Source organism: Pseudomonas sp. 5C2 (assembly GCF_034314155.1).
Taxonomy (GTDB): Bacteria; Pseudomonadota; Gammaproteobacteria; order Pseudomonadales; family Pseudomonadaceae; genus Aquipseudomonas.
Window position 1 is genome coordinate 616,704 of record NZ_JAVIWH010000002.1, and the last position, 12,540, is coordinate 629,243.

Annotated in this window: 13 protein-coding genes; 4 read left to right on the forward strand and 9 right to left on the reverse strand. The window is 56.3% G+C overall.

What is annotated here, in order from left to right; all coding sequences use genetic code 11:
• Nucleotides 1–467: 467 nt before the first annotated feature.
• The 3 genes from RGU44_RS03495 (at nucleotide 468) to RGU44_RS03505 (ending at nucleotide 4,705) form a co-directional block, all read left to right on the forward strand.
• On the forward strand, nucleotides 468–1,673 hold the full coding sequence (locus RGU44_RS03495) for an acetyl-CoA C-acetyltransferase (RefSeq protein WP_322179769.1): 1,206 nt from the start codon (nucleotides 468–470) through the stop codon (nucleotides 1,671–1,673).
• 43 nt (nucleotides 1,674–1,716) lie between these two features.
• Entirely contained in the window at nucleotides 1,717–3,861 is a 2,145-nt protein-coding gene (locus RGU44_RS03500) for a 3-hydroxyacyl-CoA dehydrogenase NAD-binding domain-containing protein (protein ID WP_322217735.1), read from the forward strand.
• 115 nt (nucleotides 3,862–3,976) lie between these two features.
• Complete coding sequence (locus tag RGU44_RS03505; protein WP_322179767.1) at nucleotides 3,977–4,705, forward strand: amidotransferase; 729 nt, start codon at nucleotides 3,977–3,979, stop codon at nucleotides 4,703–4,705.
• Between the two features lie 40 nt (nucleotides 4,706–4,745).
• On the opposite strand, the gene RGU44_RS03510 is transcribed toward RGU44_RS03505, so the two are convergent.
• From RGU44_RS03510 to RGU44_RS03525, 4 genes are all read right to left on the reverse strand, one after another.
• The gene (locus tag RGU44_RS03510; protein ID WP_322179765.1) at nucleotides 4,746–5,717 is read right to left on the reverse strand and encodes a magnesium and cobalt transport protein CorA; all 972 of its coding nucleotides are present in this window, start codon (nucleotides 5,715–5,717) and stop codon (nucleotides 4,746–4,748) included.
• A gap of 136 nt (nucleotides 5,718–5,853) precedes the next feature.
• A complete protein-coding gene (locus RGU44_RS03515) occupies nucleotides 5,854–6,576 on the reverse strand; it encodes a 1-acylglycerol-3-phosphate O-acyltransferase (protein ID WP_322215659.1) in 723 nt (240 codons plus the stop codon).
• A 185-nt stretch (nucleotides 6,577–6,761) separates the two neighbouring features.
• Nucleotides 6,762–7,454, reverse strand: a complete 693-nt coding sequence (locus RGU44_RS03520) for a crotonase/enoyl-CoA hydratase family protein (RefSeq protein ID WP_322179761.1) — start codon at nucleotides 7,452–7,454, stop codon at nucleotides 6,762–6,764.
• A gap of 194 nt (nucleotides 7,455–7,648) precedes the next feature.
• Entirely contained in the window at nucleotides 7,649–7,942 is a 294-nt protein-coding gene (locus tag RGU44_RS03525) for a DUF6388 family protein (protein WP_322179759.1), read from the reverse strand.
• 227 nt (nucleotides 7,943–8,169) lie between these two features.
• Here RGU44_RS03525 and RGU44_RS03530 point away from each other — a divergent pair, with 227 nt between their 5' ends.
• Nucleotides 8,170–8,664 carry a hypothetical protein gene (locus RGU44_RS03530; RefSeq protein ID WP_322215662.1) on the forward strand — a complete coding sequence of 165 codons (495 nt, stop codon included), beginning with the start codon at nucleotides 8,170–8,172 and terminating at the stop codon, nucleotides 8,662–8,664.
• Between the two features lie 176 nt (nucleotides 8,665–8,840).
• On the opposite strand, the gene RGU44_RS03535 is transcribed toward RGU44_RS03530, so the two are convergent.
• The 5 genes from RGU44_RS03535 to RGU44_RS03555 all read right to left on the reverse strand — a co-directional run bounded on the left by RGU44_RS03535 (nucleotide 8,841) and on the right by RGU44_RS03555 (nucleotide 12,526).
• The gene (locus RGU44_RS03535) at nucleotides 8,841–9,263 is read right to left on the reverse strand and encodes a hypothetical protein (protein ID WP_322179755.1); all 423 of its coding nucleotides are present in this window, start codon (nucleotides 9,261–9,263) and stop codon (nucleotides 8,841–8,843) included.
• Between the two features lie 556 nt (nucleotides 9,264–9,819).
• Complete coding sequence (locus RGU44_RS03540; protein ID WP_322179753.1) at nucleotides 9,820–10,050, reverse strand: hypothetical protein; 231 nt, start codon at nucleotides 10,048–10,050, stop codon at nucleotides 9,820–9,822.
• A 219-nt stretch (nucleotides 10,051–10,269) separates the two neighbouring features.
• Nucleotides 10,270–11,034: an ABC transporter ATP-binding protein gene (locus tag RGU44_RS03545; RefSeq protein ID WP_322179751.1), complete on the reverse strand. Its 765-nt coding sequence runs from the start codon at nucleotides 11,032–11,034 to the stop codon at nucleotides 10,270–10,272.
• Between the two features lie 56 nt (nucleotides 11,035–11,090).
• Complete coding sequence (locus RGU44_RS03550; RefSeq protein ID WP_322179749.1) at nucleotides 11,091–11,801, reverse strand: ABC transporter permease; 711 nt, start codon at nucleotides 11,799–11,801, stop codon at nucleotides 11,091–11,093.
• On the reverse strand, nucleotides 11,798–12,526 hold the full coding sequence (locus RGU44_RS03555) for an ABC transporter permease (RefSeq protein WP_322179747.1): 729 nt from the start codon (nucleotides 12,524–12,526) through the stop codon (nucleotides 11,798–11,800). The genes RGU44_RS03550 and RGU44_RS03555 overlap by 4 nt, the downstream gene beginning before the upstream one ends.
• Between the last annotated feature and the right edge of the window lie 14 nt (nucleotides 12,527–12,540).

Below are 12,540 nucleotides of genomic sequence, written 5' to 3' on the forward strand. Positions count from 1 at the left end.
GCCCCGCCTGACGAACTTTCGAATGTTTAAACATGGCTGACTGCCTTTTGTTGTTATTCCTGAGCGACTAAAGCTCTCCGATTTCGTAGTACATGAATCGGGCAGCTGGCAAAGGTGATACACGCGAACAGGTGTCCCGGCAGACCCGGCAACTCAGACTGCTACTGTATTTTTTTTGCGTCCGTCTGTTACAGGGTTAACCTTAGGACCCGCGTCACGTATGGCTTAGATCGATTTCGTATCATTTAAGAGACGATATGAATTGCACGTACTAAGGCTCATCGCCAGCTTCCGAGTACTGCCTTTGCTAGACGCTTTGAAGGCTTGCGATACAGATATGTTAGTCAGCTACCGTTCGTCTGAGCGAGGCGGTCAAGCCTAATGAGCGCTTAGGTCATTGAATCAGCTCGGGTGACGTTTAAGGTGTCGGTACAGGAACCCACTTTCCACTGCGCTCCGAGGACCTCATGACTGAAGCTTTGATTTTCGATGCGGTACGCACGCCCCGTGGCAAAGGCAAACCGGGTGGGGCGCTGTACAGTGTCAAGCCGGTGAACTTGATAGCGGGATTGCTTGTTGCCTTGCAGCAACGCAACCAACTGGACACCCGTCAGGTCGATGACATTGTTCTGGGGTGCGTAACGCCGGTGGGTGATCAGGGCGCGGACATTGCCAAAACGGCTGCACTGGTCGCCGATTGGGACGTCAGCGTCGCGGGGATGCAGCTCAACCGGTTTTGCGCGTCGGGCCTGGAAGCGGTCAACCTGGGCGCGATGAAAATTCGCTCAGGCTTTGAAGACCTTGTGGTGGTGGGCGGGGTCGAGTCGATGTCACGTGTACCAATGGGCAGCGACGGCGGTGCCTGGGCGTTGGACCCGCAGACCAACATGCACTGCCATTTCACCCCGCAAGGGATCGGTGCCGACTTGATTGCGACGATGGAGGGCTTCAGTCGCGGCGATGTCGATGCCTATGCTTTGTACTCACAGCAAAAAGCCGCCCGTGCACGCGCCGATGGTTCGTTCAACAAATCTCTGGTGTCGGTAAGAGACCAGAACGGCACGCTGCTGCTTGATCACGATGAGTTCATTCGCGCCGACTCGACCCTGGAGGGGTTGGGCAAGCTCAAGTCGAGCTTCGAAATGATCGGCCAGATGGGATTCGACGCCACTGCGCTTCGGGTCTACAGCCATGTCGAGCGCATCAACCATGTTCATACCCCCGGCAATAGCTCCGGGATCGTTGATGGTGCGGCTGCCATGCTTATCGGTTCCGCGGCCAAGGGCCTGGCGCTGGGTCTGCGCCCTCGGGCACGCATTGTCGCGACGGCGGTGACCAGTGCCGACCCTACCATCATGCTCACCGGTCCCGCGCCAGCGACGCGCAAGGCCTTGGGCCGCGCCGGGTTGAAGGTCGAGGATATCGACCTGTTCGAAGTCAACGAAGCGTTCGCCTCGGTAGTGCTCAAGTTCATCAAGGACATGGACATCAGTGCCGACAAGGTCAACGTCAATGGCGGTTCAATCGCCATGGGCCATCCGCTGGGAGCAACCGGGTGCGCAATTCTTGGCACCTTGCTCGATGAGCTGGAAGCCCGCCAGCTGCGCTATGGCCTGGCGACACTGTGTGTCGGCGGCGGCATGGGCATTGCCACCATCATCGAACGCTATTAAGCCTGTCTCCCGACTTCACCAGGATTTCTCTATGACCTCCGCCATGACTGACGCCATCCATTATGAGAAGGGCCAGGACCAGATTGTCGTCCTGACCATCGACATGCCCGGCCAGACCGCCAACACCATGAACGCGGTGTACCGCGATGCCATGGCCAGCATCGTCGCCCGACTGAACACCGAGAAAGACTCGATTGCCGGGGTAATCATCACCTCCGCGAAGAAAACCTTTTTCGCCGGTGGCGATCTCAACGAACTGATTCAGGTCGACAAGGCCCGTGCACAGTGGTTCTACGAGATGGTCCTGAACCTGAAGGTACAGCTGCGCACGCTCGAAACCTTGGGCAAACCGGTGGTCGCCGCCATTAATGGCGCCGCGCTAGGCGGCGGTTGGGAGATCTGCCTGGCTTGTCATCATCGCATTGCCCTGGACAGCAGCAGTGTTCAGATCGGCCTGCCGGAAGTCACCCTGGGTCTCTTGCCGGGCGGCGGCGGGGTCGTGCGGATGGTGCGCATGCTCGGTCTGGAAAAAGCCCTGCCGTATTTGCTCGAAGGTAAGAAAATTGGTCCGCAACAGGCACTGCAAGCAGGCCTGATTGACCAGATCGCCAGCGACCGCGACGACATGCTGGCCAAGGCCCGCGCGTGGATCGGCGCCAACCCGTCCGCGAAACAACCGTGGGATGTGGCCGGGTACCAGATTCCCGGTGGCACGCCCTCACACCCGAAAGTCGCGCAAATGCTCGCCATTGCGCCGTCGATCCTGCAAAACCGTACTCAGGGATGTTTCCCGGCGCCCGAGAAAATTCTGTGTGCTGCTGTAGAAGGCGCACAGGTGGATTTCGATACGGCGCAGATCATCGAAACACGCTACTTCACCGAACTCACCACCGGTCAGGTCGCGAAAAACATGATCGGCACTTTCTGGTTTCAGCTCAATGAAATCAATGCCGGTGGATCACGCCCCACAGGTATTCCGGTTCATCAGACCAAAAAAGTCGGCGTGTTAGGCGCGGGCATGATGGGCGCGGGCATTGCTTACGTGAGCGCGTCGGCGGGTATCGAGGTGGTACTTAAAGACGTCAGTCAGGCTGCGGCTGAGAAGGGCAAAAGCCATTCTGCCAAGTTGCTGGACAAGAAGGTCTCCAGTGGGCGAATGACCGCCGAGCAGCGGGATGCGATTCTGGCCCGCATCCTGGCCACTGAGCTGGATGCCGATCTGCATGGCTGCGATCTGATCATTGAAGCCGTGTTCGAAGACCGCTCGCTCAAAGGCACTGTCACGGCTGCAGCGGAGCGGGTTGCCTTGCGTGACGCTGTCATCGCGTCCAACACCTCGACCTTGCCTATCAGCGGCCTGGCGAAGGCGATTGTGCAAGAGAACCGTTTTATCGGCCTGCATTTCTTCAGCCCGGTGGACAAGATGCAACTGGTGGAGATCATCAAGGGTGCCAACACCAGCGATGAAACCCTGGCCCGAGGTTTCGATTTTGTCCTGCAAATCAAGAAAACCCCAATCGTGGTCAACGACAGTCGGGGCTTCTTCACCTCACGGGTGTTCGGAACCTTTACCAACGAAGGCATTGCCATGCTTGGCGAAGGCGTATCGGCGGCGATGATTGAAACCGAGGCGCGCAAGGCCGGTATGCCCGTTGGGCCGCTGGCAGTGTCCGATGAAGTGTCTTTGAGCCTGATGAGCCACATTCGCCAACAGGCGCGCAAGGATCTCGAGGCTGAGGGCAAACCCGTGCCGCAACACCCTGCGTTCGCGGTGGTCGACCTGATGCTCAATGAGTACAAGCGCCCAGGCAAGGCCGCTGGCGGTGGGTTTTATGACTACCCACAAGGCGCGCCCAAGCACTTGTGGCCGGAACTGAAATCGCGCTTCGAAAAAGCCGATGGGCAGATTGCCGCGCAGGATGTACGCGATCGCTTGCTGTTCATTCAGGCCATCGAAACCGTGCGTTGCCTGGAGGAGGGCGTTCTGTTGTCCACCGCCGACGCTAACATTGGGTCGATCTTCGGCATCGGCTTTGCCGCCTGGAGCGGTGGTGCGCTGCAATTTATCAACCAGTACGGGCTCAAGGATTTCGTCGCTCGCGCGCAGTATCTGGTCGAACAGTACGGAGAGCGTTTCGAGCCACCGGTACTGTTGCTGGATAAAGCCGCGCAGAACCAATTGTTTTAAGGGGCGCGCGCGAAACTGGAGTAAATGAATAGTGCGTGGGCACTTGCCTTGATGTGGTTATTCAAGGCAGGCTTTGCCCCTGCGCTATTGCCTTTACTGTGTCAGGTACTTTTTTATGTCGTTACGCATCTGCATTCTGGAAACCGACGTCCTGCGTCCGGAGTTGGTCAATCAATATCAGGGTTATGGGCAGATGTTTGAACGGTTGTTTTCGCGTCAGCCGATTCCGGCAGAATTTAGCGTCTACAACGTGATGCATGGTGATTACCCTGCTGCTGATGAGCGTTTCGACGCGTATCTGATCACCGGTAGCAAAGCCGACTCATTCGGCAGCGATCCATGGATTCAAACCCTGAAAACCTTCCTGCTGCAGCGGTTCGAGCAAGGTGACAAGCTGCTGGGTATCTGCTTCGGCCATCAATTATTGGCGTTGCTGCTGGGTGGGAAAAGTGAACGTGCCCATCAGGGCTGGGGCGTCGGTACGCACCGATATAAACTGGCTCCGGCGACACCGTGGATGAGTCCGGCTATCGACGAGCTGACGTTGCTCATCAGCCACCAGGATCAAGTCACGGTACTCCCGGAAAACGCTACCGTAATTGCCTCCAGCGATTTCTGCCCGTTCGCCGCGTTCCACATCAATGATCAAGTGCTGTGCTTTCAGGGTCACCCGGAGTTCATCCACGATTACTCCCGCGCCTTGCTGGAGATCCGCCAACAGCACCTGGGTGAGCAGATCTATAACAGCGGCATCGCCAGTCTGGAATACGACCACCACGGCACGACCGTGGCTGAATGGATGATGCGTTTTGTGGCGCACAAGCCTGAAACACAGGTGGGCTGAGGGTAAATCGCACCTGCTCTACCGCTGTCGAGCAGGTGCGCTACAACCATCCCGAGCGCTTGAAGCTGGCATACAAACCCACGCATCCTGTCGAGATAAACCCGAGCACCGCGAAATAGCCGTACTGCCAACCCAGCTCCGGCATGTTCTGGAAGTTCATCCCGTAGATCCCCGCAACCGCCGTCGGAAACGCCAAAATCGCCGCCCAGGCTGCGAACTTGCGCTGCACGATGCTTTGCCGCGAGGACTCCAGCAGTAGACCGATTTCGATGGTCTGGCTGGCGATGTCGCGCAGGTTGGCCAAATCTTCCATTTGCCGAGTGACGTGAATTTCCACGTCGCGAAAGTACGGGCGCATGTTCTTGTCGATAAACGGGAAGCTCAGTTTTTGCAGTTCTTCACCAATCTCCACCATGGGCGCCACGTACCTGCGTAACCGCAGCAGATCGCGGCGCAGACTGTGAATGCGCTGAATATCGACTTCGTTCATCGCGCCGCTCAGTACACCGTGTTCGAGTGCGTCGAGTTCGCTGTGGATGGCCTCGGTAACGGGTTGATAACACTCTGTGACGAAGTCGAGGAGCGCATACAGCACGAAATCTTCACCATGTTCAAGCAGCAACGGCCGCGCCTCGCAACGCTGGCGCACCAGCCCGTACGATTTCGAGTGGCCATTACGGGCGGTGATGATGTAGCCCTTGCCAGCAAAGATATGCGTCTCGATGAATTCGAGTTTGCCGTTTTCGCGAACAGGGGAGTACGTGACGATGAACAGTGCGTCGCCGAAGGTTTCGAGCTTCGGTCGGCTGTGTGTCTCAAGTGCATCTTCGATGGCCAGTTCATGCAAATTGAACTGACGTTGTAGATTAGTCAGTTCCTCCGCATTGGGTTGTTCCAGGCCAATCCAGACGAAGTGCCCGGGCTTCGCAGCCCATGCGGCACCCTCGTCGAGGGTAATGTTGGTGACTTTTTTTCCGGCGCTGTAAACCGCAGCAGCAACAACTCGGCCCATAGTGGTATCGCTTCTTCTTTTTTGGATGACAGTGGCACGTAGCGCTTAGCTTAACGTGGTCTGACTGATCAGAGTCAGCGATAGCGGGTGAGTTCACGGGCAATAAAGCCGACTCAACGGGCTTGAAGGGTGAGCGTCATGCGCCGAGCAGTTGCTTGTCCATGGCGGCGATACAGATTTGCATCTGCTCGCGGCATCGGCCCATCAGTATGGGCACGTCATCCAGGCTCAAGCCAGCCGTCGGGATGGCGGGCAATGAACGAATCATTATTCGGGTCGTGCGCCAGCGATTGAGTTGCATGTGTTTGATGTAGCTGCTGACGCATACCTGCACGATGGGCACGCCGGCAGCGATGGCCATCTGGAACGCGCCCTTTTTGAATGGCAGCAAGTCTTCTCCGAGGTTGCGTGTGCCCTCCGGGAAGACCCATATCGAGGTGTCCTTGTGCTGCAAGGTGTCGGTCGTGGTCAACATCGACTGCCGGGCTTTGTGGACGTTGCCGCGATCAATCAGGACATTACCCGCCAACCAAAACAGCTGACCGAACAATGGCACCCATTTAAGGCTTTTCTTGCCGATACAAACGGTGCGTGGAGGGACCACATTGCCGAGGACAAAGAGGTCGTAGTTCGACTGATGATTGGCAATGATTACGCACGGTTGCGACTGCTTGAGCAACGGGGCCATGTCGGCCTTCAGACGCAAACGTAAAATAGACATCGCAGGCCAGGCGTAAATGCGCGCGCACAGACGACTGTTATCCGGATTGAATGGACGGCACAGCCCTAACAATACGCCCAGTACACCCGCTGCAATAAAGTGCAGGCCCATTAACAACATGCGAAACACCAACAGCATCAACTGGCCCACCAAGGCAAAAGGTGGCGCAGTGTACGGATGTGCACTGAGGACAGCAATTGCAGAGCAGGGCTGTTCAGGGTTGATTGTTTGAGGAGATATTTCTTGTGTCGGGACAGGCTTGCGCTAGAGCGGTCGGTTGAAAAGACCTGGCAAAGAATCAGGCTTTTTCAACCGATTAAAGATCAAATCACGGAGTGTTGCTGATCCAGCACGATGGACTGGTCGAGCGCCTCAAGCAGCGCCTTGCGCACTTTCAGCTTGGTGTTCTTGTGCGCCACCATATTGAGTTTCTTCAATTGCAAGGCCGCTGTGCGTGCGGCGCTTTGCAGTTCTTCGGCGCTGACAACCTTGTCGAGAAAACCTGCATCCAGAGCGCCTTTAGGGTTGAACATCTCGGCGTTGATCACCGACCGATGGAAGGCCGATTTGCTCAGGCGATCACGCGCCAATTCGATCCCGGCATGGTGCATGGTCATGCCAATCTGTACTTCGTTCAAGCCGATGCTGAACGGACCGTCCACGCCAATCCGGTAATCTACCGACAAGAGCAAAAATGCGCCTTTGGCCACTGCGTGCCCAGGGCAGGCAACCACCACCGGGAAAGGGTGAGCTAAAAGCCGCCGTGCCAGGCTCGAACCGGCCGTGACCAGGCTGATTGCATTCTCAGGACCGGACGTCATCACCTTGAGGTCATAACCACCCGAAAGAATCCCCGGTTGCCCGGTAATGATCACCACCGCGCGATCCTGTTCGGCCTGATCCAGCGCCGAGTTGAACGCTACGATCACCTCCGGGGAAATAGCATTGACCTTGCCATTGCTCAAGGTCAGCGTGGCAATACCGTCTTCCAGGTGATACGAGATCAGATCACTCATGACGCGATTCCTTGTGTTGAAGTGGGGCAGACGTTACCCACCCGCGACGCCAAGGTAAAGCGCTATGGATGACTGGTGAGTCAGGATTTTAGCCGGCCTCAGCCTTGAATCACTGGATAAAGCGGGCTGCCGCAACGGTCGGTCGTGCACGTGCGGCAACACATTTTTTCAACGGCGGATCACCTTGAGGCTTATCACTCCTCGATATCGTTCAGCTCGCAGTACTCTGCCCAGTTCATACCGAGTGTCTCGGCGACTTGTTTATGGGCTTCAAGACGCATCGTCTTAAGTTGTTCGGGCGACTCGGCAACCAGTTGCAACGCCAACTCCCAGGGCTCGATACCTTGAGACTCCGCCTCATCCTCGAAGGCCCAGTGGGTCTGCTGCTTTTGCTCCTCGGGGCTCAGGTTTTCGATCTCTGCCTGCAAGAAAGAATTGTCAGCGAGAAATTTCGCCAGCGCGACTTCGTTCCACTCTAATGCGTTCATGCTTCGTCTCTTCTGGCAGATTAACGTCGAGCTATGCGACAACCGGCGCTAGGTTACACCGGAAACGAGTCTCGGTCGTCGTACGGAGTGAGGATCAACTTCCTAACCGTGGATCCCGATCCATGTTCACTTCTTGGCCTAGTATTGGAATGGACGGGCAGCGTCCGAGCCTGCGACGAGTGTGGGGTTTGAGGGCGGTTGCCGGGTTGATACAAGGAAGGTGCACAGTGAGCGTTCAAGCAGCTCCGGAGGTTGCCATGAGATACCTGTCGATACCCGAAGAACACTGGGCCACAGTCACATCGGCCGTGGAAGAGTCAGCCCAGCTAAAAAAATATGCTGTCAGGTTGACGGCGAGGCTGAATGCGCTTTTCGAGGACGAGCACTCCAGGCAAACACTGGGGGTGACCTTCGAAACTCTTGGGGATGGCACTGCCTGGCATATCGAGTCGCCGTTCGGCGTAGCCAGAGCCCATTTCAGGGTATTCACCCGTGAAACCGGGTTGTACGGAAAGTATGTGATTCAAAAGCTGAACAACGACCCTAGAGATGAACCGTTTTGGCATCAAGTGTGGGCACTGCGTATCACACTGCAAGGCCTGGTCCATCCCGGGGATGAAGGGGGTGAACTGATCAGTCTGAGGGCTTCGCTTTCAAACCGGTCAGACGACGCAATCCTGCATTTGGGGCTTTCACTGCTCTATTCGTTGGGGCAGGAATAGCGCCAAAAAAGGCTGGCCTGCTCATCATCAGGCCTTTCTGTCAGGTTCCGCCTCGCCCTCGTCGGTGGGTGCTTTAGGGCTATACGCCGGGGCAGAATGAAAAAGCCCGGCGCTGGGCCGGGCTATAGCGAGCGTGTCGACAGATCAGGCGTCGCGCGCAATCAATCAAAAGCGACTCAGTCGTGTTTATGCTTGTTGCGTTTGTGGCCGTGCCTCTTCCCGTCGGATCGATTATTACCACCGTCATCGGCCATGTTGTTACCAAGGGCTCCGCCCGCTGCACCACCAAGGCCTGCACCGATGGTTGATCCGGTCGTGCCGCCTAGCTTGTTGCCGATTATCGAGCCACCCGCCGAACCAATACCACCGCCAATGGCCGCTTCGGTTTTGTTGCCTCTTTTAGCGCCTACAGCACTGCCAGCAGCGCCGCCGACACCTGCTCCAACCGCCGCCCCGGTGCTTCCGCCCATCTGTTGACCGATGACATTTCCAAGCGCGCCGCCAAGCCCGCCACCAATAGCAGCAGTGCCATCTCCGGCAGCCATGACACCTTGAGCAGCAAGAAGCCCTAAAACTAGTACGGGCAGCGTCAATCGCATGATTTCAACCTCAAAAGATAGGTACAACGTTGTGGGTTAGTGCAGTGGGCAAACAATGAAAAAGCCCGGCGCTGAGCCGGACTAGATGACGAGGTAATATACGGTGTCTCATGCAGTGTTTTAACACGATACAGGGTCGGCGGGTCCTCCACTGTCTCTATCCACATCGTCCTCTGTTCGACGCATACAGGCTATTTGCAGGAATGAAACTTATTTGAACAAAGTTGAACGGTTAGAGAGAGACTGATGCATGATGAGTATCATTCAAACGGGTTGCCATCATGACCACGCGAGCCTTCATAAGGATGTTGATGGTTTTGGGAGTGTTTTGGCTGGGCCTGGTGTGGAGCATGGTCGCTTGGCTGTCTACGTCGGAACAGGGAGATATCTCCTGGAGCGTGTTGAGTGCCCACCACGGAGTGAAGCAATCTGAAACTCGCATTTCCCCTAAGCGGTCTTGATGCATTCCACTGGCGTGTAAGGAGCGCGAGCCTGGCTGATGGGCAGAATACGCATAAAAGTGTGGCAGCCGTCATCCGTCCACGGACAGGAAAGTCTATTTCAACCCAGCCATTTTCCGGTCACCGGCCTGACTGAACAGCGTTTCCAACTGATCGATATCCTCTGGCTGCATTGCCTTGAGGCAGACGATACCCAGTACAAAGCCTTCAGCGATCCCTCCCGCCATTGTCGCATCGATAATTCCAGTCGACTGCTCAATGCGCGCGATGATATCGGCGGCTTGAGTTTTGATCGATAGAGGAATGTTCATTTCTTCGAGAGTCATGGGTGGCCTCCTGTATAGAAGGCTGAGCCTAACAAATTTGATTGGGTGTTGGTCGAATGGCGAAAGAAAGGTTTTGATGGGGGACATGGACCGCCTGGAAGCGAAGTCCAGAATGATAACGCCAACTACCAAAGTAATCAGTGACCCTTTGATCAAGTCCTTGATCAGCCCTTTGAGCAACGTGCCAGTCGCTCAAAGGTAGTGTGCGGAGGGTGGGGCTTACTTCAGATTGCCGCTGAGAAACTGCCGCAGCCGCTCGCTTTGGGGATTGCCCAGTACGTCCTCGGGTGCTCCCTGTTCTTCGACCAGCCCTTGATGCAGAAACAGCACCTGATTTGACACTTTACGAGCGAAGCTCATTTCGTGGGTGACCATGATCATGGTACGGCCTTCTTCGGCCAGCCCCTGAATGACCTTCAGTACTTCGCCAACCAATTCCGGGTCGAGTGCCGAGGTCGGTTCGTCGAACAGCATGACCTCCGGTTCCATGGACAAGGCCCGGGCGATGGCGACGCGCTGTTGCTGACCTCCAGAGAGAAACGCGGGATATTGATCGGCGACACGGGATGGCAGACCGACTTTGTCGAGATAGCGTCGAGCCCGATCCTCTGCATCCTTCTTGCTGACCCCCAGCACTCGGCGCGGGGCCATGGTGATGTTCTCCAGCACAGTCATGTGGCTCCACAGATTAAAGTGCTGGAACACCATCGCCAGGCGGGTGCGGATTCGTTGCAGTTCTGCGTCGTCGGCTACGCGCATGCCGTGTCGATCACTGATCATGCGAATCTGCTGGTCGTCCAGGCTCATGCTGCCGCTGTTGGGTGTTTCGAGAAAGTTGATGCACCGTAGAAACGTGCTCTTACCCGAACCGCTCGCGCCGATCAGGCTGATCACATCGCCGGTTTTGGCTTTCAGCGACACGCCTTTGAGTACTTCGTGGCTGCCGTAACTTTTATGCAGGCCGTCAATGGTCAGTTTGTACATGTGTGCAAGCATCCTCAAGAGGGAAGTAGATAGCCGCTGCGCGTGCAGTTGACGTCCTAGTGAGCCGGGCCAAGAAACGCCAGCCATCGGTGTTCTGCCAAGCGGAACAAACCGACCAGTGCAAAGGTGACGCTCAAGTAGATGAGCGCGGCAATTCCGAACGATTGGAAGGTCAAAAAGGTCGCCGAATTGGCGTCTCGTGCAATTTTCAAAATATCCGGGATGGTCGCGGTAAAGGCCACGGTGGTCGAATGCAGCATCAGAATCACTTCATTGCTGTAGTACGGCAACGAGCGGCGCAGTGCCGACGGCATGATCACATAGGCATACAGCTTCCAGCCGGTCAGACCATAGGCCTTTGCCGCTTCGACTTCACCGTGGGCCATGCTGCGGATTGCCCCGGCGAAAATTTCCGTTGTGTAGGCGCAGGTGTTCAGGGCAAAGGCGAGAATGGTGCAGTTCATCGCATCGCGAAAGAACGCATCGAGCACCGGTTGAGCGCGAACTGCGGCGATGCTATAGATCCCCGTATAGCAAATCAGCAGTTGGATATACAGCGGCGTACCGCGAAATAGATAGGTATAGAACTGGACCGGCCAGCGTACCCATACATGGGTTGAAACCCGGGCAATCGACAGCGGGATCGACACCAGAAAGCCGATGAAGATCGAGGCGCTGAGTAGCCACAAAGTCATGGCCAGCCCGGTGATGTGATAACCGTCGTTGTAAAGGAACGGTTTCCAGTATTCCTGTAGAAGATCGATCATCGTACCGCCTCCCTGGAGCCTGCGGCATAACGGTATTCCAGCCTGCGCAGGACATAGTTCGAAGCGCTGGTAATCAGCAGATAGATCAAGGCGGCGAGTACCAGAAAGTAGAACAGTTGATAGGTGCTTTTGCCGGCATCCTGGGCAGCCTTGACCAGATCGGCCAAGCCGATGATCGAGACCAGTGCGGTGGCTTTGAGAATCACCATCCAGTTATTGCCGATGCCGGGCAGGGCGAAGCGCATCATTTGCGGGAACACCACGAAGCGGAAGCGCTGGCTGCGGCTCAAGCCATAGGCCGTTGCAGCTTCCATCTGCCCACGAGGCACGGCGAGGATCGCGCCGCGAAAGGTCTCGGTGAAATAAGCGCCGTAGATGAACCCCAGGGTAATGATCCCGGCGCTGAATGAATCAATCTCGATATAGTCCCAGTCCAGCGCCACGGTGAGGTTGCTCAGCCAGGTTTGCAGGCTGTAGAAAATCAGCAGCATCAGGACCAGATCCGGCACCCCACGAATCAGCGTGGTGTAGAGCTGCGCTGGAATGCGCAGCAGGGACGAACTGGACAGCTTGGCACTGGCGCCGATCAGACCGAGTAGAACGCTCAACAGTAGCGACAGTATCGATAGTTTGATGGTCATCCAGGTGCCTTCCAGTAACAGCGGGCCAAAGCCTTTAAGGCTGAAAGCTGAAAGTCCCAGAATATGTAATAGGTTTTCGAACATTGGTCAGGCCCTTG